General features: G+C 57.6%; 20 protein-coding genes and 2 pseudogenes. 9 read left to right on the top strand and 13 right to left on the bottom strand.

The window, feature by feature from the left end; all coding sequences use genetic code 11:
• Positions 1 to 408 precede the first annotated feature (408 nt).
• Positions 409 to 903, top strand: a complete 495-nt coding sequence (locus tag ALO80_RS09085; protein ID WP_055008747.1) for an Hcp family type VI secretion system effector — start codon at positions 409 to 411, stop codon at positions 901 to 903.
• Between the two features lie 67 nt (positions 904 to 970).
• Entirely contained in the window at positions 971 to 1,615 is a 645-nt protein-coding gene (locus ALO80_RS09080; protein WP_007246277.1) for a hypothetical protein, read from the top strand.
• A 407-nt stretch (positions 1,616 to 2,022) separates the two neighbouring features.
• Here ALO80_RS09080 and ALO80_RS09070 read toward each other — a convergent pair whose 3' ends face one another.
• Positions 2,023 to 2,484, bottom strand: coding sequence for a DUF3574 domain-containing protein (locus ALO80_RS09070; protein ID WP_055008745.1), 462 nt, complete (start codon positions 2,482 to 2,484; stop codon positions 2,023 to 2,025).
• A gap of 433 nt (positions 2,485 to 2,917) precedes the next feature.
• Between ALO80_RS09070 and ALO80_RS32495 the strand changes: the two genes are divergently transcribed.
• Complete coding sequence (locus ALO80_RS32495; RefSeq protein WP_083493212.1) at positions 2,918 to 3,433, top strand: hypothetical protein; 516 nt, start codon at positions 2,918 to 2,920, stop codon at positions 3,431 to 3,433.
• A gap of 121 nt (positions 3,434 to 3,554) precedes the next feature.
• Here ALO80_RS32495 and ALO80_RS09060 read toward each other — a convergent pair whose 3' ends face one another.
• From ALO80_RS09060 to ALO80_RS32295, 6 genes and pseudogenes are all read right to left on the bottom strand, one after another.
• Positions 3,555 to 4,391, bottom strand: a complete 837-nt coding sequence (locus ALO80_RS09060; RefSeq protein WP_055008744.1) for a class I SAM-dependent methyltransferase — start codon at positions 4,389 to 4,391, stop codon at positions 3,555 to 3,557.
• 38 nt (positions 4,392 to 4,429) lie between these two features.
• The gene (locus ALO80_RS09055; RefSeq protein WP_055008743.1) at positions 4,430 to 6,076 is read right to left on the bottom strand and encodes a dipeptide ABC transporter ATP-binding protein; all 1,647 of its coding nucleotides are present in this window, start codon (positions 6,074 to 6,076) and stop codon (positions 4,430 to 4,432) included.
• On the bottom strand, positions 6,073 to 7,005 hold the full coding sequence (locus ALO80_RS09050; RefSeq protein ID WP_083493211.1) for an ABC transporter permease: 933 nt from the start codon (positions 7,003 to 7,005) through the stop codon (positions 6,073 to 6,075). The genes ALO80_RS09055 and ALO80_RS09050 overlap by 4 nt, the downstream gene beginning before the upstream one ends.
• 4 nt (positions 7,006 to 7,009) lie before the next feature.
• Complete coding sequence (locus ALO80_RS09045; RefSeq protein WP_055008742.1) at positions 7,010 to 7,960, bottom strand: ABC transporter permease; 951 nt, start codon at positions 7,958 to 7,960, stop codon at positions 7,010 to 7,012.
• Positions 7,957 to 9,587, bottom strand: a pseudogene (locus ALO80_RS09040) (ABC transporter substrate-binding protein). Before ALO80_RS09040 ends, ALO80_RS09045 begins: the two are co-directional and overlap by 4 nt.
• Before the next feature lie 401 nt (positions 9,588 to 9,988).
• Positions 9,989 to 10,267, bottom strand: coding sequence for a hypothetical protein (locus ALO80_RS32295; RefSeq protein ID WP_282959672.1), 279 nt, complete (start codon positions 10,265 to 10,267; stop codon positions 9,989 to 9,991).
• On the opposite strand from ALO80_RS32295, the gene ALO80_RS29320 reads away from it, so the two are divergent.
• Positions 10,176 to 11,639: an E3 ubiquitin-protein ligase gene (locus ALO80_RS29320; RefSeq protein WP_310886590.1), complete on the top strand. Its 1,464-nt coding sequence runs from the start codon at positions 10,176 to 10,178 to the stop codon at positions 11,637 to 11,639. The genes ALO80_RS32295 and ALO80_RS29320 overlap by 92 nt on opposite strands.
• Before the next feature lie 181 nt (positions 11,640 to 11,820).
• Here the strand turns inward: ALO80_RS29320 and ALO80_RS09025 are convergent, their stop codons facing one another.
• Positions 11,821 to 12,747: a LysR family transcriptional regulator gene (locus ALO80_RS09025; protein WP_055008740.1), complete on the bottom strand. Its 927-nt coding sequence runs from the start codon at positions 12,745 to 12,747 to the stop codon at positions 11,821 to 11,823.
• 137 nt (positions 12,748 to 12,884) lie between these two features.
• On the opposite strand from ALO80_RS09025, the gene ALO80_RS09020 reads away from it, so the two are divergent.
• Positions 12,885 to 13,982 (top strand): NADH:flavin oxidoreductase, encoded by a 1,098-nt coding sequence (locus tag ALO80_RS09020; protein ID WP_055008739.1) that lies wholly within the window; start codon positions 12,885 to 12,887, stop codon positions 13,980 to 13,982.
• Positions 13,983 to 13,998: 16 nt separating this feature from the next.
• On the opposite strand, the gene ALO80_RS09015 is transcribed toward ALO80_RS09020, so the two are convergent.
• Together ALO80_RS09015 and ALO80_RS32490 are read right to left on the bottom strand one after the other, a co-directional pair.
• Positions 13,999 to 14,655, bottom strand: coding sequence for an SDR family oxidoreductase (locus tag ALO80_RS09015; protein WP_055008738.1), 657 nt, complete (start codon positions 14,653 to 14,655; stop codon positions 13,999 to 14,001).
• 188 nt (positions 14,656 to 14,843) lie between these two features.
• Positions 14,844 to 14,960, bottom strand: a pseudogene (locus ALO80_RS32490) (TetR/AcrR family transcriptional regulator); the annotation flags it as partial.
• Positions 14,961 to 15,060: 100 nt separating this feature from the next.
• Between ALO80_RS32490 and ALO80_RS09010 the strand changes: the two are divergent.
• The 4 genes from ALO80_RS09010 to ALO80_RS08995 all read left to right on the top strand — a co-directional run bounded on the left by ALO80_RS09010 (position 15,061) and on the right by ALO80_RS08995 (position 17,614).
• Complete coding sequence (locus ALO80_RS09010; protein ID WP_054987522.1) at positions 15,061 to 15,354, top strand: metal-sensing transcriptional repressor; 294 nt, start codon at positions 15,061 to 15,063, stop codon at positions 15,352 to 15,354.
• A gap of 7 nt (positions 15,355 to 15,361) precedes the next feature.
• Entirely contained in the window at positions 15,362 to 16,495 is a 1,134-nt protein-coding gene (locus ALO80_RS09005) for a nickel/cobalt efflux protein RcnA (protein ID WP_055008737.1), read from the top strand.
• A 9-nt stretch (positions 16,496 to 16,504) separates the two neighbouring features.
• On the top strand, positions 16,505 to 16,945 hold the full coding sequence (locus ALO80_RS09000; protein WP_055008748.1) for a YqaA family protein: 441 nt from the start codon (positions 16,505 to 16,507) through the stop codon (positions 16,943 to 16,945).
• 243 nt (positions 16,946 to 17,188) lie between these two features.
• A complete protein-coding gene (locus ALO80_RS08995; protein ID WP_055008736.1) occupies positions 17,189 to 17,614 on the top strand; it encodes a VOC family protein in 426 nt (141 codons plus the stop codon).
• A 62-nt stretch (positions 17,615 to 17,676) separates the two neighbouring features.
• On the opposite strand, the gene ALO80_RS08990 is transcribed toward ALO80_RS08995, so the two are convergent.
• From ALO80_RS08990 to ALO80_RS08980, 3 genes are all read right to left on the bottom strand, one after another.
• Positions 17,677 to 18,552, bottom strand: coding sequence for a LysR family transcriptional regulator (locus tag ALO80_RS08990; RefSeq protein WP_055008735.1), 876 nt, complete (start codon positions 18,550 to 18,552; stop codon positions 17,677 to 17,679).
• Positions 18,553 to 18,660: 108 nt separating this feature from the next.
• The gene (locus ALO80_RS08985; protein ID WP_055008734.1) at positions 18,661 to 20,520 is read right to left on the bottom strand and encodes an ABC transporter ATP-binding protein; all 1,860 of its coding nucleotides are present in this window, start codon (positions 20,518 to 20,520) and stop codon (positions 18,661 to 18,663) included.
• 89 nt (positions 20,521 to 20,609) lie between these two features.
• Complete coding sequence (locus ALO80_RS08980; RefSeq protein WP_054987517.1) at positions 20,610 to 21,236, bottom strand: TetR/AcrR family transcriptional regulator; 627 nt, start codon at positions 21,234 to 21,236, stop codon at positions 20,610 to 20,612.
• Between the last annotated feature and the right edge of the window lie 98 nt (positions 21,237 to 21,334).

The following is a 21,334-nucleotide window of genomic DNA, read 5'->3' as shown; positions in this document are numbered from 1 at the left end:
GCACACAGCCGCCATAGCGCGAAAGTCAGACCGATAGAATCGGTTGCTTTGCGATGGTGCGTATTTTTGTCTTTTCTTTGGGTCGCCAAACCCAGCCGCTGGTTTTGCAGCGAGCGGCGGGGAGGTTAGCGTGGTGGGGTTGGGGTAGCAAGGGGGGATAGTAGCTCGTCGAGCAGAACAAAAGTCTGGAGGGTTTGCCGGGTTGTTGGGGGTGCTGCGGCGCAATGGAAAATTCTTACACATTGAGTGAGATAATTACTACATTGCTGGCGTGAACTTCCTACTTGCATGAGCATAAAAGTCTGACGGCGCATTCTGAAAGTTAAGGTCTCGAGTGATGAGCCCTTTTAACAGGTGAAAAGGTCTGTGTATGTTGGGCTCTCTTAAATCTCAGATCAGGAAATCATCATGTCATTTGATACGTTTATGAAAGTGGAAGGTATTGAAGGTGAGTCTGTGGATGCCGAACATAAGGGGTGGATCGAGTTATTATCCTACCATTATGATGCGGTGCAATCGATCAGTCATTCTGCTAGTTCAAGCGGTGGTGCATCCGCTGGCGGTGTGACGCTTGTAGATTTTCAGGTCAGTAAATATGTAGACCGCGCAACGCCGAAGCTGTTTGAACTATGCTGTAAAGGCTCGCACATCAAAACCGTAACGCTTCGAGTGCATCGCGCTGGCAGTGAGAAATTTAAATACCTAGATATTGTTATGGAGGAGGTTTTAATCTCTACCTTCAGTGGGCGGGGTGCAGAGCATGCGGGCTTGCCGGTAGAGTCCATCACACTGAACTATGGCCGAATAAAATTTGAATACTCTCAACAGCGTCGTACAGACGGTGCTAGCGCGGGTATGGTTTCCGGTGGGTGGGACAGGGTCGCAAACAAGCCGTTTGCGTAAAGCGCTTATCTTCGCGAATTCCAATGCAGATATTTTGTGCGGGTGAGTCAGGTATCAAGGATTTGATATGAATGATTTTTGCAGTACGAATTCCAACCATAGTCCAGTGTGGGGTGCACTGGATGTCATTTTTTGGAAGCTGGTGCCTGAGCGCTTTGCTGGTGGGCGTGGCTACATACAGCGTTTTAAAGATGCGTGGTTAGTCCACAATAAACAATACATTAGAGCATCGGCGGATGAGTATTCACTTCCTGTAGAACTGTTGGCTGGGGTGTGCTGGATTGAAACAGGAGGCGATCCGAATTTTATAGATAGAGTCGCATTCGAGGTAAGAAGCTTTGACCATTTGGGTACTCCGTCGAGAGTCGTGACAGTGCCTCCGGCAAAAACAAGCTTCGGGTGGGTTAGCATACAGCTTCGTACTGCAGCTCGTACTCTAGGGCTTAACCCTGACGATATGAATACCGATCAGCTAAGGGGGCTGGCTAACTGCCTTGAGCGCGATGTGTACAATATCAATGTAGTCGCAAAGCATCTGCGCATGCTTGCCGACCATGATCTGTTCGATTCTATTGGAATGGATGAAGTTAGGATTATAGGCGCTCGCTATAATCGTGGTATGGATTTGTCGCTTGAGGAAATAAAAAGAGATACTCGTTATGGCAATTTCATTGTCAATTCTTGGCAACGCTTCAGTCGGCTCATGATATGAATTTTATAAAATTAAGAAAGTGCCTAACCAGATTCCTCGCGTACACCGTCTACCTTACATGCCTGCTTGCCTATGCGTTTTTCCAGGGCTCGCAGTATGACTGGTTTGAACCTGACTCCCTCGCACTGCTGCCAGACTATTCGTCAGCCGAGACCCTGGAGCCTGGCGACAGCAATCGATCGGTTTTTCGAGGTATGGCGGTAGCGATGGCTGTCATTTTCCAAGTGGTCATTGGCGTGTTGTTTTCTAGAAAAGAGGCCGTATTAACCATCATGCTTTTTGGCGTGATTCTGGTTGTGTACGCTTAGCGGCCGACGTCGCTCACGTGGGCAATCAAACGCCGAACCTGTAAGGCAATGGCCGATCAGGTACAGGCGACGTTCAATGGCGAATCAGCCATTCAGCACTCAAAAAGAAATCTCCGCCGGCTGCGACAGCCGCAACACCGACAGATCGCCCGTCACCCGTTTCCAGGCCAGGCGGATGGCTTCGATGTCTGCGCGATGGCTGGCTGTGTTCTCGTGCAGGATGACGATGACTTTGGTACTCAACCGCTCTGGCTGGGCAGCGCCTTTGTCACGCCACTGGCCGTAGGCATCGAATGCGGTGAAGCCGTCCGGAAAGCGGGGGGTGACTTCCTTGTCGAGGAACTCGCGCCATCGGGCGGGATTGACCTGATGCTGCGGATCGTACAGCGACCCTGTCGAGAAATACAACTCGGTGCGCAGCCACTGTGCCTGTGCGGGGCGGCTGCTGTCGCCCATCAGGGTTGAACTGGACGGGTTGGTGGTGTGAACCGGCAGAACGGGTGTGGCGGTGCACCCGGCCAGCAGCATCAATAGGCCAGGTAACAGGAGACGTGCGGGCATCAGGTATTCCTTGGGACACATAACGGCGGTCAGAGTGAAGGCTCACTATAAGAAGCCAGGTGCAGGGACTGAAATAATAAAAAACCGCTTCTTGCGACTAAAAAGAATAAGCGGGGCCAACTTGCAGCGTTTCTAGCTCACCAAAGTGGCAGCTGTTTAGACCGTTTATTTCTTTTGGTTTTATCGATAGATCCCAAAGGCATATCCATCGTCATCAGCTCGACGCTGCAGCGTCACGCGCAGCTGCTATAGCTATTGATGCCGCTGCGATGCACGAGTCGGATGCTGCTTTTATGGAGGATCAAGCGCCTCGAGCGTTGAATTCGACCGTTTGACCAGCGTCTTGCGGCATGTCTGCGTATCTCTAGAATCCGCCCATGAATTTCGACATCCCTTTCGATTACGGAGTTTCGAACATGGTGAATGCAATGCAATGCAATGCAATGCAATGCAGATGCCTATGAACAACGCCATGCCAATGATGCCGATGATGGGCATGCCCATGATGATGGCGACCATGCAGTGCGAGATGATGGCCGACGGCATGATGTGCACCATGAAGCCGGCAGCAGGCATGGACATGACCCTGTTCAAGAACAGCGCCGACATGATGTCGATGATGATGACCTGCGGCATGCCGATGATGATGCAGTGCGGCAACATGTCGATGATGTGCATGTCGGAAGACGGCATGGCAATGATGAACATGATGTCTGGCATGAACATGCCAATGATGATGCCGATGGGCATGCCTATGCCGATGATGAAGTGCATGACGACCTGCACCGTTGAGGCTGATTGCATGAAGTGCATGATGATGCCGATGCCTGACATGAGCATGGAAATGATGAGCAACTGCTGCGCATTGATGATGAAAATGATGAACGACTGCGCCATGCCGATGATGATGAGCTGCAACGGCATGCCGATGATGTGCTGCACCTGCTGATCGGTTCTGTCACGCAGCGCTGAGGCGCTGCGACTGGCCCGGCAATGAAAAGCCCTGACGTTTGCGCGTCAGGGCTTTTGTGTTTTCAGCGGTTGGCCAGGCGCTTGTAGCGCAGTGCCGCCTACCGGCTTGCCGTCTTGACCGGTTTTACAAAGCGCAGTGTAAAGCGGTCCGACTCGCCAATGGCCAAGTACCTGGCGCGCTCCTTGTCACCCAGCTTCAAGGCCGGCGGCAGTGTCCAGACGCCTGCCTCGTAGTCCTTGGTGTCTTTGCGGTTGGCGTTGATTTCGCTTTGCGCTTGCAGTTCAAAGCCTGCTTCGGTGGCCAGTTTCACGACGTAGGCGGTGGGCAGGTAGCCACTTTGCTTGATGCTCTGCAGGTCTGCGCCTTCGTTGCCTCGATGGTCTACAACACCGAGCACGCCGCCCGGTTTGAGTACGTCGAAGAACCCGGTAAACATTTGCCGGGCATCGTCGGCCTCGATCCAGTTGTGCACGTTGCGAAAGGTCAGCACTTGATCGGCCGAGTCGGGTGCGCCAAACACCGGTTTTTGCGGGTCGAACTCGACGAATCCGGCGTTGGCATAACGTGCGGGGTCGGCCTGGAATTTCTTTTTAAGGTGGTCTGCGGCCTGCTTGCTTGATTCATGGGAAGAGGGCGCCTGTAGCGCCGCAATGTAGTGGCCGCGGTCTTTGAGCAATGGCGCAAGAATTTCGCTGTACCAGCCGCCACCGGGGGTGATTTCGATGACCGTCTGGTCGGCCCGCACACCGAAAAACTGCAGGGTCTGTTGTGGATGGCGATAGGTGTCGCGCGCGCTGTTTTCCTTGGCTCGCCAAGGGCCCTTGAGCACTGTGGCGTATTGCTCGTCGCTGATGTGCGCGTCGGGCGAGGCAGCCTGGCTGATACCGGGCAGCATGAGGGTGGCGAGGCTTAACGCGATGAGGGCTTTGTTCATGATCTTCCTGAAATAGGCGGCTGAAAACGGGCCGGTATCTATTGCCGGGCCGCTGTCTGTAGTTCCAGGCGACGGCCAGGTATCGCGGCAATCAGTTCCTGAGTGTAGGCAGCTTCAGGTCGCTCGAAAACGTCGCTGGCCGGGCCTTGTTCAATGGTCTTGCCATACTTGAGCACCAGTACCTGATGAGCGACGCTGGCGACCACCGCGAGATCATGAGAAACCAGTACATAGGCGATACCGGATTCGGCTTGCAACTCTGCCAGCAGGTCGAGGATCTGCGCCTGCACCGAGACATCCAGCGCCGAAACAGGCTCATCGAGCAGCAGCAGATCCGGTTGCAGGGCCAGCGCTCTGGCAATTGCTACGCGCTGACGCTGGCCGCCCGACAACTCACGTGGCAACCGGTCCAGATACGCCACGGGCAAGTGCACTCGCTCGATTAACTGGCGGGCGGCGTGTTCCAGCTCCCGACCTTTCAGCAGACCAAACGAAACCAGTGGCTCAACGATGCTTTCAAATAGCGTGAAGCGCGGGTCGAGGGCCGCAAACGGGTTTTGCTGCACCAGCTGGATGCGCCGTCGCAATGGTCTGAACTCCCGCCAGCCAAGGTCTGTGACATCACGCCCTTCAAACAGCACTCGCCCGTGTGTCGGTTTTTCCAGGCCCAGGGCAATGCGTAGCGCGGTGCTTTTGCCCGAACCGGACTCGCCCACAATCGACAGGGTCTGGCCGGGATATACCTTGAAGTTGACGTCCTGCAACGCCTGGAATTCTGCATCCTCACCTTTGACGTATGGCAAACGATACGTCTTGCCGACGTTGCTCAGAGTCAGCAGTGGTGTGTCGTTGTTCGCGACTGGGCGAGGCGCGACCGGGCTCTTGCGCTGGCCAAAAGCAGGTGCTGCAGCGATCAGCGCGCGTGTGTACGCATGGCCTGGGTTGATGAGGATGTGTTGTGGCGCACCTTCTTCGACCAGTTCGCCACTTTTCATCACCAGCACGCGATCAGCACGATCGGCTGCCACGCCAAGATCGTGGGTAATGATCAGCAGGGAAATGCCACGTTCGGCCACCAGCCGTTGCAAGTGGTCGAGGATCTTGCGTTGTACCGTCACGTCCAGCGCGCTGGTCGGCTCGTCAGCAATGATCAGGCGCGGGTTGCCGGCAAGGGCGATGGCAATCAGCACGCGCTGGCGCATGCCGCCGGACAGCTCGTGCGGGTACTGCCGGGCGCGCAGCACGGGTTTGTCCAGGCCGACTTGCTGGAGCAACTCCAGCACATCGGCGTCGACTGACGGGTAGCGGCGGCCATTGGCCTGCATCAGCGATTCGGCGATTTGCCGGCCGATACGAAGGGTCGGATTGAGGCTGACCATCGGGTCCTGTGGCACCAGGCCGATCACGCTGCCGCGAATCCGGCGTTTTTCTCGCTCCGAGGCGTGGCTCAGGTCATGACCATCGACGTGCAACTGGCCGCCGGTGACAGTCGCGTTGTCCGGCAACAGACCCAGTATGGCGTTGGCCATCGTCGACTTGCCGGACCCGGATTCGCCGACAATCGCCACGGTTTCGCCTCTGGCTACCTGAAACGACACGTTGCGCACGGCCTGGTTGGTCTGACCGTCGAAATGATAGGCGACGCTCAGGCGACGGATGTCGATCAGCTGCGAGCTGGCAGTCATCGTTGAACCTCTTCCAGGGTGCGGGCGATATGGTTGAAGCTGAACACTACACCGACCAGAAACAGGCCAGGCAGCAGCGACACCCAGGGTGCCGTCATCAGGAAGTGACGGCCGTTGGCGATCAGCGTGCCCCATTCGGCAGCCGGTGGCTCGGCACCGAAACCAAGGAAACTCAGTCCCGCAGTGGCCAGAATCGCTGCGCCAAAGTCCAGCGTGGCGAGCACTGCCACCGGGCCCCAGGCGTTGGGCAGAATGTGGTGCAGCAGGGTTCGGGTCCAGCTGGCACCGCCCAGGCGCGCCGCTTCGACGTAAGGCAGCGTCTTGACCCGCAGCACTTCGGCACGGGTGGTACGAGCAAAACCGGGGATGATCCCTACACCCACCGCGATGGCCACTGGAAGGGTGCCGAAACCGATCGCGGTGACAATCGCCAGCGCCAGTAACAGACCGGGCAGGGCCAGCAAAACATCGATAAAACGCATGATCACGGCATCGATGCGCCCGCCTGCAAAGCCGGAAATCACGCCGAGGCTCAGGCCACCAAGCATGGCGATGCCTACCGCGAGCAGTGCAGCCTGTACCGACAGGCTCGATCCGTGAACCACGCGGGTATAGAGATCACGGCCCAGTTCATCGGTGCCGAACCAATGCGCGGCATTTGGTGCGATGAGCTTGTCGGTGGGCGAGGTGGCGTAAGGTGCATAGCTGCTCAGCAGGCTGGGGGCCAGCGCCGCCAGCAACGCAAACGCGACCATTGCCACGGCCAGCAGAAAACCCGGCCGACGCAGCAGAGGACGGGCCGCTTCCACGGCGCGACTCAGATTGCTGCGCCGCCGCCACTGCGCAGCAGGCGCTGTTTTACCGGGAGTGGCGTGGTCTGGAGCGACAAGTCGGGTCAGGCGCGCAAGGCGGCTATCGAAAATAGTCATGGTGTCAGGAGACCTTTGGCGTGTGAGCGATGCGCGGGTCCAGCGCGGGGTACAGAAGGTCAACGATCAGGTTGACCAGGACGAAAGCCGCTGCCGAGACCGCAACGATGGCCAGTACCACGGGGATGTCCTGACGCAGCACGGCCTCCTGGGCAAGGCGACCGACTCCGGAGCGGGCGAAAATGGTTTCTACCAGCACCGCACCTGACACCGTATTGCCCACTTGCAGGCCGATCAGTGTCAGGAGTGGCAATGCAGCGTTCTTGAACGCATGGCGGGCCTGCACCTGCGCACGGGTCAGGCCTTTGGCGTAAGCGGTAATGATGTAGGGTTCTTTCCAGACCCCTTGAAAGCCGCGCTGCAAGACCTGGGCGTACACCGCAGCGCTGGGGATCGCCAGCGTGACGGCGGGCAATATCAGGCTGGCAATGCCCTGATTGCCGGTCGCCGGGAACCAGCCAAGGCTGAACGCGAACAACTGAATGAATAACAGGCCCATCCAGAATACAGGCACCGAAAAGCCCAGCGACGGCAGTCGGGACAGCGCGACCTTCAGCGGCTGCCAGCGTACGTAGGCGGTGAGGTAAGCCAGTCCGACGCCGCCGATCAGTGATAAGACAATGGCCATTCCGGCCAGGCCGAGGGTCTGCGGAAGACGCTCGGCCAGCAGCTCGGAAACCGGACGATTGAGTGTCAGCGAATTGCCGAAATCACCCTGGAGCGCGCCCCACAGCAGATCTACATACTGCTCGAAGACGCCTCGGTCCAGCCCGTAATAGAGCTTGGCCTGAGCAAGGTCCTGCGCGGACAGGGAGTCGATTTCGACACCCGAGGCGCTGAGCATGATCGACAGGGTGTCGCCGGGCAGCAGATACAGAATGAAATAGGTGATGCTGTAGGCACCCCAGAGTACCAGCAGCGCCTGAGCGATCCGGCCAAGGACATAGCGGCTCATGGCGCTGTGGTCTCGATATCGTTGAACAGCGCGAAACCTTCGGCGGTCCAGTGGAAGTTACGCACATTTTTCGCGGTTGCGGCTTGCCAGACCCGCTCATAGATCGGGAATGCCGAACCTTCGTCGATCAACAGGTCCTGCAAGTCGCCATAGGCTTTGGCGCGCTGCTCGCTGCGTGTGGCGGTCAGCCCTGCATCGAATAGCTCCAGAGCCTTTGGCAGTGTTTGCGGAGCGTACAGGTTGGTTGCCAGCGTCGAGCTGTTGGCGCTGCGCGGATCGATGATGGTTTGCAGGATGATCGGGTGGCGCGGGTCATGTAAGTAGACGTCAGGTCGTAGTTGCCCGCAGCATTGTTCGCGGCCCACTCGGCGGTGGTGACCACGTTGAGCTTGAGCTCGATACCGACCTTGCGCAGCTGATCCTGGATCAGCACATCGCCAGCGGTCTCGGCAGGCGACAGGTTGTAGGTCAGTTTCAGGCGTTTGCCATCCTTGTAGCGATAGCCGTCGGCATTTTTCGCCCAGCCAGCCTCGTCAAGCAAACGCTCGGCACCTTGAGGGTCGTACACCAGTTTGTCTTTCTGGCTTTTGTAAAACGGCGTGGTGACATCGTAGATGCCTGAAACCACCGGGAATTGCGGGTTGTAGACTGCGGCTGCGTAGGTCTTGCGGTCGATGGCCTTTTGCAGGGCCAGACGCACATTGCGGTCGGCAAGGATGCGATTGCCACGGGTATTGGGGTACATATTCAGTGCGGGTCCTGGCAGCGAGCGGCTCTGGATGGTCGCTCCTTTGGACTTGAACAGGTTCAGGTCGACCTCGGAGAACGGATTGCGCGGCCAGAGGATATCGACCTGGCCCTGAACGAACTGGCCGTTGCGTACGCTTTCTTCCGGCACGTAGCTGACTTCGACAGCATCCAGATGTGCCTCGCCTTTGTTCTGCGCGTTGGCCGATGGCCAGGCGTAGCCCTTGCGTTTGATCAGGCGCAAACCGCTTTCAGGGGTGTAGCGCTCCAGCACGAACGGCCCGGTGCCAATGATCGCGCCCAATGAGCGCTCCTTGACGCTGAGCGTGTAGGACTGCGGGGCGAGAATGGCAAGATTGGTGGTAGAGGTGGCTTGCAGGAAACCGGCATTGGGTTTGGCCAGCACCAGTTTGACGGTGAACTCGTCCAGCACCTGAGCGTGGTCGTAGCCCTTCAGATAGGTGGCACCAAAGGTGGCCGGCAACTGATCGGCGAACGCTTTGTTGGTGTCATAGGCGGTCTTTACTGCCTGCGCATCGAAACGCGTGCCATTGCTGAACGTTACGTCCTTGCGCAGGTGAAAGGTGTATTCCAGCGCGTTTTCACTGACCTCCCAACGTTCGGCCAGCCACGGAATAATCGCGCCAGTTTGCGGGTCCTGGTCGGTGAGAGACTCGGCGACATTACGAAGCACCACCCGATGTTCCAGCCAGTACACCTGAAACGGGTCGAGGCTGACCAGCGTGGTGTTGTCTCTGAAAAAGGCGATTTTGAGCGTCTTGTTTGCCTGGCCGTCCTGACCGGAGGGCGAGCAGCCGAACAGGGTCAGGGCTGTGACGACAGCGAACAGCAGGCGCACGAGGACAGAGCGTCCGGTCATCGCAGGGTCCTCCGAGTCGCGAATCCATTTGTGAGTGTCGAAGGTCTGGTACGGCGCATGGAAGGTCCTCTTCAATTCGTGCACAGCGCGTCAACGCTGATTTTTTAAGACCGTATTCTTATGATCATGCGCTGTAAAATTCTTTTTTCTTCTAAGCTAATATAGAATTTTATGATTTATATTTTTATTTATTATGCTTGATAGGTATTTTTACGAAGGGCTAAACCTCTGTGTCGTGCGTCTGCAGGACGTTTAGGGAAGAGTGCCAGGGAACTCGTTCCTGATCGGTGGCCACATAGCGTTGATTTTGTGGGTGATTTGGCCCGCATCCAGAAGACCGGAGAGGATCAGCATATGGTGGGTATCAACAGAGCAGGACCCTCGGGCGCTTACTTTGGTGGTCACACAGACCCGGAGCCAACCTCAGGGCGTGCACGCGGATCCAGCAGCGGTGCCAGCTCCTCGAACAGTCCGCAGGCACCATCGACTTCCTCGAACGCGCCCACATCGCAGGCGCAAGATCGACGTGAAAGGCTTTTACGATCCAGACCGCTGTCGCGCGAAACCAGAGAGTGGCTGGAGCAGGGGATGCCGCAAACGGCAGAGCCTGAAGGGCGCGACAGGTCGCGGGCGTCTGCCGATGAGGCAGCGCCACGTGCAGGTGCAGAGACAAGACGCACGCCGCAGGCACCTGCCAATCCTGCCGGGAATGCCTCCGCACCGCGCGTTGGGGCGGTGGCACACGCCAATAGCATCGTTCAGCAATTGATCAGTGCGGGCGCCGATCTTTCCCATACTCGCATCATGTTCCGCAATGCCATGAATGGCGACGGGGTTGCTTTTTCTCGAGCCGAACAGCGTATCTTGCTTGAGCATTTCCCTGACATGCTGGCGCATGGAATCAACCGCCACACAGAGCTCGCCAGGGAGTTCCGTGGGGCCCTCCATCGAGAGGTTCGCCGACAGGAGGCTGCGTCAGCGCCAGCAAGGACTCCAGAACGTTCGCCAGCGCGGCCGCCGGCGTCGCCCATCGCTACGGAATCAACTTCGGGAAGTAGCCAGCGGTCATTATTCGGACGGTTCGCCCGGCTGATGGCGCCTAACCAGGCAGGGTCGTCGAGCGCATCGAGCGCATCGACCTCTCGGGTGCGGGTTGACAGGAGCCCGCCACGCGTCAACCAGGTACCCACGCGCCCCGACAGGGCTGCGATGCGTAATCGTGGCAATAGTGAGGCCGACGCCGCGCTGCAGGGACTGGCTCGACAGGGCATCAATATGGAGCGCCTGAGCGCTGCCCTGGGAAGGCATATAATGAGCCGCCGTCCTATACCCCCTGATATGGCGCGTGCGTTGCAGAGCGTGGGCATCAGTCCAAGTATTGACTCGACGGAGAGCCTCGTGGAAAACCCTCTGTTGAATTTGAATATTGCGCTGAGCCGAATGCTGGGGCCACGTACCGAGGATACTCCAGCGCCTCGTCCAGCCATTCCCGTGCCTGCGCCGACCGCCGCCAGGCGACCAGGCAGCACACGTGACGCAACATTGCGGGTCATGCCGGAGCGGGAGGATCACGAAAGTAATGTGGCTTACGGAATGCGTTTACTTAACCTGAACCCTGGGGTAGGGGTACGCAGCGTCGTCGCAGCGTTCATAACCGACCCGGCAGCTCGGGCGACAGTGGTGGCCGATATCCGCGCAGCCCGGGACCCTATACTTTCACAATTCAATCAACTGCGTACGATCTCGAAGGCCGATGCCGAATCCCAGAATCCGGGCTTCAAGGATGCGGCAGATCATCACCCGGACGACGCGACGCAGTGCCTTTTTGGTGAGCCATTGTCGCTGACCGATGCAGATCAGCAGGTGATCGGCCTGGCGGGTCATTCGACGGAGACATCGGAGCCTTACAGCCAGACGAAAAACAAGGATCTGGTGTTTATGGATATGAAAAAACTTGCGCAATTTCTGGCTGGCAAGCCCCGACATCCGATGAACAGGGACAGGCTCGATGCCGACACTATCGCTAAGTACGCTTTTAGAGTCGTTCCCTGATCGCGCGGCCAGTAAAAGTCAGGTATGTCGGCGTCGACATACCTGACTGCCACGTCTCAGGCATGTGGGCAGAGCACCTGACGTAATGAGGCAAAGGATCGCAGGCTCTCAAGCGCGCAACCTCACGGGTGAATCTCTTTTAACGCGGTAACGCGCTGCTCCGAGAAGCCGGTGACGAATATCAATCGACGTCCTGCGACGGTCTTCTGGTGATAACCTCCGCCAAGCCTGCCTTGTTCCTGAGTTCTGCTTCAAGCCGGTCCACGAACAGGCGCACCCGGTGAGGAACGCGCTGGCGTGTTGGCAGCACTGCCGTGACAGACAACTGTTCGGGAATCACATCGTCGAAGTCGAGCTGTCGAAGGCTGCCTTGGCTGATTTCCTGCTGAACATCCCAGTAGGTCAGCATGGCCAGCCCAAGGCCCTGTTTGCATGCCGTGCGGACGGCTTCGACACTGTTGGCAGAGAAGGGGCCCTGAGCGCGAATGGCCACAGGTTCGCCGTCTCGCGTGAACGACCAGTAAGGCATTGCATGCAGGGCGATGCATGGGTGCTGGCTGAGTTCGTCCAGTACTGAAGGTTTGCCGTGACGTGCCAGGTAGTCGGGGCTTGCACACACCACCCGCGGGTTGGGGGCCAGCGACCTGGCAACCAGTGCCGAGTCACGCAGGGTGGCAATCCGGATGGCGACATCGATGCCCAGTCCGGCAATGTCCACGATACTGTCCGACAGCGTCAGGTCGATACTCAGGGCCGGGTTCTCCCGCATCAATACTGGCAGCAGCGGCATAATGATTGTCTGACCAAAAACGCTGGGTGCTGTGATCCGCAAAATGCCGCTGGCGGAGCTCGTATCGGCCTTCAGTGTAGCCCGAGCGGTCTCACTGGCGTGCAGCATGGTCTTGGCGTGGGGCAGAAAAACCTCGCCTTCCGGAGTCAGCGAGACCGAGCGGGTTGTCCGGTGAGCGAGCCTCACACCCAGATCGTTTTCCAGTGCCGCGAGGCGTCTGGAAACTGCCATGGGAGATAAACCGAGTCGACGAGCCGCTTCGGACAGGCTCCTGCAGGATGCAATGGCGGCAAACACCTCGATGTCAGAAATTTGCACAGATTCTATCCATTTCCGTTAAAGCGCCTTATCCGAACGGCTGGGTTCCAATGGGCTGCTACAGCACTTACCGTCTTACCGGTCATGCCTGCTACTGCGGGCTATTCGCAGGCGACCTGCACGGTGAGGTTTGAAGTATGAGCGAGATAAACAAACACGTTACAGCCCCATTCGACATTGGTCAGCTGAAACTCAAGAACAGGTTTGCGCTAGCGCCCATGACACGCGTCAGTGCGACCGAGCAGGGCTGCGCCACACACGCCATGGCGCGATATTACGAACGGTTTGCCAAGGGCGGTTTTGGTCTGATTATCACTGAGGGAAACTATACCGACCGCAGTTTTTCCCAAGGATATGCGCATCAGCCAGGCATCACCGATGACGAGCAGGCCGTGGCGTGGCGTGCGACTACCGATGCCGTTCATCGGCATGGCAGTGCCGTGATCGCACAGATCATGCACGCGGGTGCTCTCAGCCAGGCAAATCGCTTCGTCAATGAGACGGCGGGGCCTTCGGCCATCCGTCCAAAAGGCGAACAGATGGCGTTCTATTACGGCGAAGGCCTCTATCGGGTTCCGCAGGCAATGAGTGACGCCGATATCGCCGATGCCATTGAAAGTTTCGCCAGGGCCGCACAACTGGCCATCGGCACGGCGGGTTTTGACGGTGTCGAGATTCATGGGGCGAACGGTTATCTGCTGGATCAGTTTCTGACGGAATACAGCAATCAGCGTACCGATCAATGGGGCGGTGACGTTCAGCAGCGTCTGCGCCTGACGCTTGAGGTCATTGCCGAAGTGAAAAAGGTGGCCGGGCAGGCGCCGGTAGGCGTGCGTCTGTCACAAGGCAAGGTCAACGACTTTCAACACAAATGGGCGGGAGGCGAACGCGATGCCGAGATTATTTTCGGCGCATTGGCGGATGCCGGAGTCGATTACATTCATGTGACGGAACACCAGGCATGGCAGCCTGCTTTTGCTCCGGGTGAAGCCAGTCTGATCGAACTGGCCCGTCGTTACGCCCCGGATGTTGCGCTGATCGCCAACGGTGGCCTGCACGACCCGGAAAAAGCCGGGCAGGTACTGCGCGAGGGTGCAGACATCATTGCCGTGGGCAAGGGTGCGCTGGCAAACCCGGATCTGCCGCGACGGTTGCTCGAAGGCGGCGCAATCCGCGACTTCGATCCGGCCATCCTTGGCCCTATAGCCAACATCAAGGACAGTGAGCTGGGTTAATTGCTTGCGGAGCACATCAATGCCGACTCAGCGTGCGCAATGCCATGTCGACGGGCGTTGCGCCCTGAGTCAGTTCGATGATCTGCCGGGATATCTCGGGCCGGTCGACCAGTGCAGCGAGGACAGCGGCTACGTCATCGCGCGGTATGTCGCCATAGGCGATAGCCAGACCTGCGCTGATCTCACCTTTACCCGGAGTATCGATCAAGGTGCCCGGCCGTAGAATCACCCAGTCCAGTGCTGACGATGCCAGATACACATCGGCCTGTTTTTTCACCCGCATGTAATTCTCGAAGCCAGCGGAGGTGTCTGTACCGCGTGCTGCCTCAGGAAATGCCGACACCAACAGGAAGCGACGTACTCCGGCCAGCTCAGCGGCTGCAACGGCGGTCTCCAGACCCTTGCCATCAATTGCATTGGTCAGCTCTATGCCCGCGCCGCCGGCCCCTGCGGTGAAAACCACGACATCGCTCCCTGCCATCGAACCGGCCAGTCGAGGGGCATCCAGCTCGGTGAGGTTCCCGAGCAGGGGCAGGGCGCCAGTTGCTTCGAGTGCCGCCGATTGTTCTTCCTTACGGTGCAGTGCGATCACTTCATGGCCGCTGTCGGCCAGGTTTTTTACGAGGCGTTGGCCGACCTTTCCGGCTGCGCCGATGACGAAAACTTTTGACATGGAATCTTCCTCTGGTGAATAGCGCGCCGACGCTGTGCAGCATCGGCGCATTTCAGCCGGGTTAACCTTCGAACTGATGGTAAACCTTGGCAATCACTTGGTGGCAAGCAGATCAGTAGTGTTACTTGAGTCTTTCGCCAAATAGTGGACCGGTCGTTTACTAAAAAGATTACAAAAAGCGCTTGCCACCGCAGTAGGCGCCTGGTCAAGGTCAGTGCTTTATCAAAAGGTTTGGTGGACATGTTCACGTTCACCAGCAGGGATGCGCCAAGCCGGAGTTGATACAGCGACTCCGCAAATCCTTTGGTCGTCCAGTGAGTTTTTCACGACTTGCAGCACGTTTGACTCTATCCCCCCTGGGGGGATAGAGTGCTACTCGAATCACTCAGACCGGAGACTTGAATCATGAGCGGACATGATCATCCTCATGACCCCATGCACCAGTCCCATGCGGCTGTCGTCAAGCGTCTCAAACGGGCGGATGGCCATTTGCGCGGCATCATCACCATGATCGAAGAAGGGCGCGAGTGTGTTGACATCGCACAGCAGCTGCACGCCGTCGAGAAAGCGGTATGCCAGGCCAAACGCACCTTGATTCAGGATCATATCGATCACTGCCTTGAAGACACTGTAGGTTCACTTGCCAAGGGCGAGCGGGCACCGCTGGAAGCGTTCAAGCAGATCACCAAATACCTGTAGGTCTCGCATGCCGGATTTTGTCGAGTTGCTGCAGCAAGGTGGTTCCCATGCCTGGCTGTATTTCCCCAGCGCTGTCCTTCTGGGGGCATTGCACGGCCTTGAGCCGGGGCACTCCAAGACCATGATGGCGGCTTTTATCGTAGCCATCCGGGGCTCGGTGAGGCAGGCGGTGATGCTTGGACTAGCCGCTACGCTATCGCATACCGCTGTTGTCTGGCTGGTCGCTATGGCAGGAATGTATCTGGGGCAGGGGCTTGATCCTCAAACGACAGAACCGTACTTCCAGCTTGCATCTGCTGTGCTGATTATCGCTATCGCCGTATGGATGCTATGGCGCACCTGGCGTGGTGAGCAGGTTTACAACGTCGAACGTGAAGAACGTGCTCTTGATGACCATCATGGCCATGATGAGACACGCCGTATCGACACAGGGCACGGTTGCGTCGAACTGTCGATTTTTGAACAGGACGTACCGCCACACTGGCGTTTCAAAGCGTTATCTGGAAACGGCTGGAGCGCGGATGACGTCGTGCTGCATACCGCTCGCCCGAACGGTGTGATGCAGCAATTCCGATTCGTGCAGCAGGACGGCTTTCTCCAGTCGCAAGACTCTATTCCGGAGCCGCATGAATTCAGCGCCCGGCTCAGCCTGGGTCATGCAGGTCACAGCCACGACTACGACCTGGACTTCAAGCAGCACGATCATGAGCACAGCCATGGCCACAGTGATCTGGACGGATTGAGTCTGAGCGTTGACGGTTATCAGGACGCTCATGAAAAGGCCCACGCCAACGACATCCGCAAGCGTTTCACCCACCGTGAAGTCAGCAACGGCCAGATCCTGATGTTTGGCTTGACCGGGGGCCTGATTCCTTGCCCGGCAGCCATTACCGTGTTGCTGCTGTGCCTGCAGGTGAAGCAGGTCACCCTCGGCGCTGCGATGGTGCTCTGCTTCAGCCTCGGTCTCGCGATTACCCTGGTCACCGTGGGCGCTGCCGCCGCCATGGGGGCTCGACAAGCCTCGAACCGCCTCCCTTGGCTCAGTGCTGCTGCTCGGCGGGCACCGTATCTTTCCAGTGTGTTGATCATCTGCGTCGGTGTATATGTAGGCATCAACGGCTGGACCGGCCTGTACTCGTGAGATGACGTGGTGTTCGAGCTAACCAGCTACCTGGGGCTTTTTGCTACGGCATTCGGTGCCGCTACGCTTCTCCCTCTGCAATCCGAGGCTGTATTGGTGGGTATGCTGCTTTCGGAGCACTACCCCACGATACTGCTCTTGATGATCGTTACGGCCGGCAACGTTCTGGGCTCTGTGGTGAACTGGTATTTGGGCCGTTCAATCGAGCACTTTCGGCACCGGCGCTGGTTTCCTGTCAGCGAGCGTCACCTCGACAGGGCCCAGAGTACCTATAAACGTTATGGGCGTTGGGCGCTTCTGTTCAGTTGGGTGCCCGTCATCGGTGACCCCATTACCATGATCGCAGGCATCATGCGGGAGCCGCTCTGGAGTTTTCTCCTGGTCGTCACACTTGCCAAAGGCCTGCGCTACCTGGCGCTGACTGCCATCACGTTCGGCTGGGCGATGTGAGCGGGCCGCGCGGTTTTGGCGGCCATCTTGGCAGGTCAGAGTCGGTCAGGGCACTCTGGAAGCGGTTTGTATCAATCCTCGCAACAAGTGCAGCATGCACAAAAATTATTTGTGTTTTTTTTAAAATAATATTGATTTTTTTTAGTGCCGAGCGGCTCTAGGATGAATGCACCTTGATGAAGTTGTCGGACAGCGAGTGTTGCCCGGCATTGCGCACCCATAAAAACTGCAATCGGAGTCCTGATGAGCCTTTCTCCTTTTCACCTTGCAATCCCAGTTTACGACCTGGCTGCGACACGTGCCTTTTACGGGGAAGTGTTTGGTCTTTCCGAAGGACGCTCCAGTGAGCAGTGGGTCGACTTCGACTTTTACGGACACCAACTGGTCATCCATGAACATCCGAAAACCGCTTCTCAAGAAAGCGTCCACAGCAACCCGGTAGACGGTCACGACGTACCGGTTCCGCACTTCGGCATCATCCTGGAATGGGCGCAATGGGAAGCCTTGGCCGAACGCCTGAAATCTTTCGGCACGGAGTTCGTCATCGAACCCTACATTCGATTCAAAGGGCAGGTGGGTGAGCAAGCCACTATGTTCCTCTTTGATCCATGCGGTAATGCGCTTGAGTTCAAGGCGTTCAAGGATATGAGCCAGCTGTTCGCAAAATAGTGAAAAGCCTGACGCAAACCACGTTGCGTCAGGCTTTCCAGGATGAGCAGGAAGCCCATGAATCAGTGAGTGTTGACAGCCTGTTCATTGATCATCTGAACCAGCGCGTTCACAGGCTCGGTCAGACTGCGACGGGCACGATGCACCAGCCCGATGTCGCGATGAAAAGTGTGTTGCTGCAAATCAATGGAGCGCACACCGGCGGGCCATTCCTGACTGCTGGCCGTTTCCGGAACCAACGCTACACCAACTCCATTGGCCACCAGTTTGATGATTGCATCCAGTTCGTCGAGCTCACAGACTTCGCGCAGCGAGACATGGGTCTGGCGCAGGAACCGGTCAACCTGACGGCCACCAAACGAGGATCGATCGTAGCGGATGAATGGATGAGCAGACACCAGCTCTGCCCAGTCATCTCCCGGCATTTCGGAAGGGGCGATCAGGCGATAGGGTTCACGTACCAGCGTCGTCCACCGCAGGTCGCTCTGCAGCGAGAAGGGAGGGCGGATGATCGCTGCCATGTCGATCTCGCCAGCGTCTACCTGATTGACCAGATCCATGGAGAGACCCGGAATGACACGCGTCCTGCATGCTGCGAACCGCTGATGGAATCGAGCGAGCGCCTGCGGCAGAAACGAGCGTTGCACAGAGGCAATCGCGCCGATAGTGACTAATACGCTAGCAGGCAATCCTACCGTTGCCGTGCCCAGGTTGCTGAACTGGCGCACCAGGTCCTGACCTTGTAACAGCACCTGTTGGCCCATTCGGCTGAGTTGCGCTGAACGTCCTTTTCGGTCAAACAGTTCGACACCCAGTTCGGCCTCAAGACGCTGCATTTGCGCACTCACGGCGGCTTGGGTGAGCCCGACCTTGTTGCCGGCAGCCGCAAAGGTGCCTTCTCTGGCCACGGTTATGAATGTTTTCAGTTCTTTGATCATGCTCAAATAATAATTATATTTTTACTGAAAATGCATTCATTTATTTTGTTATTGCCGGGTCGTGGCGGGCGGTCAGGAGCGGCGACGCTCAATCCGGACCGCCCAGTCTCATACGTGGTCCACGTCTTCGGCTACACCCTGATCTTCTCCCAGAAATCCACCGCTCTGGTGATGCCACAGTCGTGCATAGGTGCCATTGCTACTCAGCAGTTCGGTGTGAGAGCCTTGTTCGATGATGCGGCCGTTATCCATGACAATCAGTCGGTCCATGGCTGCAATTGTAGAAAGGCGATGGGCAATGGCGATCACGGTCTTGCCCTTCATCATGTCATCGAGGCTTTCCTGGATGGCCACTTCGACTTCCGAGTCCAGCGCGCTCGTGGCCTCGTCCAGCAAAAGGATCGGGGCGTTCTTGAGCATCACCCGGGCAATGGCAACGCGTTGACGCTGGCCACCCGAGAGCTTGATACCACGCTCGCCCACCAGCGTGTCGTAACCACTATGGCCTTGCTTGTCGCTCAGTTGGCTGATGAACCCGTCGGCCTGGGCACTGACCGCCGCGCTACGGATTTGCGCGTCAGTCGCGTCAGGGCGGCCATAAGCAATGTTGTCGCGAATGGAGCGGTGCAGCAGGGAGGTGTCCTGAGTGACCATGCCGATTGCGCTGCGCAGGCTGTCCTGAGTGACGTGCGCGATGTTTTGCCCGTCGATGCTGATCGTCCCCTCGTCCACGTCGTAGAAGCGTAACAGCAGGTTGATGAGCGTTGATTTTCCGGCACCGGAACGCCCCACCAGACCGATTTTTTCACCCGGGCGAATGGTCAGGTTCAGAGCATCGAGCACCTGGCGCTCGCCGTTGTAATTGAAACTCACATTGTTGAAGGTTACCGCGCCTCCAGTGGTGACCAACGTCGTCGCGTTCGGCGCATCCTGCACCTTGGGGCCGCGGGTCAAGGTCGCCATGCCATCCTGTACGGTGCCGATGTTTTCGAACAACGAGGTCATTTGCCACATGATCCAGTGCGACATGCCATTGATGCGCAACGCCATGGCGGTAATCGCCGCCACGGCACCGGTACCGACCTGGCCCTGATGCCACATCCATAGGGCATAACCGCCTGCACCCATGATCAACGCGACCACCAACACCTGGTTGACGATTTCGAACTGGCTGACCAGACGCATCTGACGAAAGCCGGTGAGTTTGAAGTCTTCCATCGCAGCACGCGCAAAATGCGCCTCACGTCTGGAGTGCGAGAACAGCTTCACTGTCGTGATGTTGGTGTAGGCATCCGAGATACGTCCGGTCATCGACGACCGCGCGTTGGCCTGCTCCTGTCCGACTTTGCCCAAGCGGGGTACGAAATACATCATCGCCAGGCCAAACAATGCCACCCAGGCAATGAAAGGCAGCATCAGCTTCAGGTCGAAGCCGCCTGCCAGGGCAATGATCGCAATGAAGTAAACCCCGATCCCGGGGGCGATTTCGATGAGGGTGAACAGCACCTCGCGCACCGACAGCGCCGTCTGCATCACCTTGGTGGTGACGCGGCCGGAGAATTCATCGGAGAAGAAAGAAAGGCTTTGCCGCAACATCAACCGATGGAAGTCCCAGCGCAACCGTAAAGGCAGGTTAATCGCCAGTACCTGGTGCTGCACCATCGTGCGCAACGCGACCAGCCCGATACTGGTCAGTAATACCAGGCCGATGCCCCACAGCACGCGACTTTCCTGTAACGCCGCATCGCCGCCGGTCTGCCAGGCCGACAGCAGGTCGACGACCTGACCAAGGAAGGAAAACAGCCAGGCTTCGTAAATCGATACACCGGCACTGAGTAGCGCAAGTGTGAGGATATAGCCGCGGGCACCCCGTGTGCAGGCCCAGAGAAACCGCCCAAGCCCATCAGGAGGCGGTGGCACCTCGTCGGGCGGGAATGGGTCGAGCCACTTTTCAAACGCGCGAAGCATGAACGTCTCCGAAAGATTTAGTGAGGATTTTGCCGTCACACGCCCAGGTACAACCTGTCAAGGCGTAACCCGCAAGCGCAGGTGGAGGGTCATTGAGCAGCGGCAACACGGCGCAGGCTATCCCACAGTCCCATTATTTGAGTCACTGCGTCATCCAGTGTGGCATGAGCAACACCATCGCGAGCCAGTGTAGACAAGCCCAGAAGAAAACTGTCGAACACGGCGGCGAGATTTTCCGGTATCAGCGTTTCGGGCAGCTCCCCTGCGGCAATGGCACGCTGGACGCAGGCAACGATACCCGCGCGATTCAGGTTGCGCGCCTGCAAGAGTGGTGCAGAGATGGCCTTGCTTTCCTCTGAACAGGCGCTCATAAGGCCCAACGCCACCAGACACCCCTTGGGATGATCCGGCTCGCACTGCATTTTGGCTGACTGACGAAGCGTGAGCTCAATTGCCGCCCTGGGCGGCAGGGCCGTATCAAAGAGGCTGTCGGTGACTCTGCCATGAGTGGCGAGGTAGCGTTCGATGACTTCATTGAACAGGGCCTGTTTCGAACCAAAAGCGGCGTAAAAACTAGGCGCGGTAATGCCCCCACCCATATTCGCCTTCAATTGGCTGAGAGACGTCGCATCGTAGCCATGTTCCCAAAACAGATGCAGTGCCTGAGTGATTGCCACGTCGCGGTCAAACGTGCGCGGGCGTCCCATCTGTGCCATATCGGATCTCCTCCAGAATTATTTAAATACTAGTCGATACATAAGTCGTTGACTATCAGGTGGGCCCCTGACTATATTTATACCGATCAGTATATTAG

Origin of the sequence: Pseudomonas caricapapayae (assembly GCF_001400735.1) — a bacterium.
GTDB classification, from domain to species: domain Bacteria; phylum Pseudomonadota; class Gammaproteobacteria; order Pseudomonadales; family Pseudomonadaceae; genus Aquipseudomonas; species Aquipseudomonas caricapapayae.
The sequence above is the reverse complement of the archived record's forward strand: the minus strand, read 5'-3'. Positions and strand labels throughout refer to the sequence as shown.

Bases quoted from the DNA above. Each gene is read 5' to 3' on its own strand.
- ALO80_RS09005 (WP_055008737.1), top strand. From the start codon at position 15,362: ATGCCGGATTTTGTCGAGTTGCTGCAGCAAGGTGGTTCCCATGCCTGG.
- ALO80_RS09020 (WP_055008739.1), top strand. From the start codon at position 12,885: ATGAGCGAGATAAACAAACACGTTACAGCCCCATTCGACATTGGTCAG.
- ALO80_RS09085 (WP_055008747.1), top strand. From the start codon at position 409: ATGTCATTTGATACGTTTATGAAAGTGGAAGGTATTGAAGGTGAGTCT.
- ALO80_RS08995 (WP_055008736.1), top strand. From the start codon at position 17,189: ATGAGCCTTTCTCCTTTTCACCTTGCAATCCCAGTTTACGACCTGGCT.
- ALO80_RS09015 (WP_055008738.1), bottom strand. From the start codon at position 14,655: ATGTCAAAAGTTTTCGTCATCGGCGCAGCCGGAAAGGTCGGCCAACGC.
- ALO80_RS09070 (WP_055008745.1), bottom strand. From the start codon at position 2,484: ATGCCCGCACGTCTCCTGTTACCTGGCCTATTGATGCTGCTGGCCGGG.
- ALO80_RS29320 (WP_310886590.1), top strand. From the start codon at position 10,176: ATGCCGCAAACGGCAGAGCCTGAAGGGCGCGACAGGTCGCGGGCGTCT.
- ALO80_RS08990 (WP_055008735.1), bottom strand. From the start codon at position 18,552: ATGATCAAAGAACTGAAAACATTCATAACCGTGGCCAGAGAAGGCACC.
- ALO80_RS09050 (WP_083493211.1), bottom strand. From the start codon at position 7,005: ATGACTATTTTCGATAGCCGCCTTGCGCGCCTGACCCGACTTGTCGCT.
- ALO80_RS32495 (WP_083493212.1), top strand. From the start codon at position 2,918: ATGCAATGCAATGCAATGCAGATGCCTATGAACAACGCCATGCCAATG.
- ALO80_RS09060 (WP_055008744.1), bottom strand. From the start codon at position 4,391: ATGAACAAAGCCCTCATCGCGTTAAGCCTCGCCACCCTCATGCTGCCC.
- ALO80_RS09080 (WP_007246277.1), top strand. From the start codon at position 971: ATGAATGATTTTTGCAGTACGAATTCCAACCATAGTCCAGTGTGGGGT.
- ALO80_RS09010 (WP_054987522.1), top strand. From the start codon at position 15,061: ATGAGCGGACATGATCATCCTCATGACCCCATGCACCAGTCCCATGCG.
- ALO80_RS08985 (WP_055008734.1), bottom strand. From the start codon at position 20,520: ATGCTTCGCGCGTTTGAAAAGTGGCTCGACCCATTCCCGCCCGACGAG.
- ALO80_RS09045 (WP_055008742.1), bottom strand. From the start codon at position 7,960: ATGAGCCGCTATGTCCTTGGCCGGATCGCTCAGGCGCTGCTGGTACTC.
- ALO80_RS09055 (WP_055008743.1), bottom strand. From the start codon at position 6,076: ATGACTGCCAGCTCGCAGCTGATCGACATCCGTCGCCTGAGCGTCGCC.
- ALO80_RS08980 (WP_054987517.1), bottom strand. From the start codon at position 21,236: ATGGCACAGATGGGACGCCCGCGCACGTTTGACCGCGACGTGGCAATC.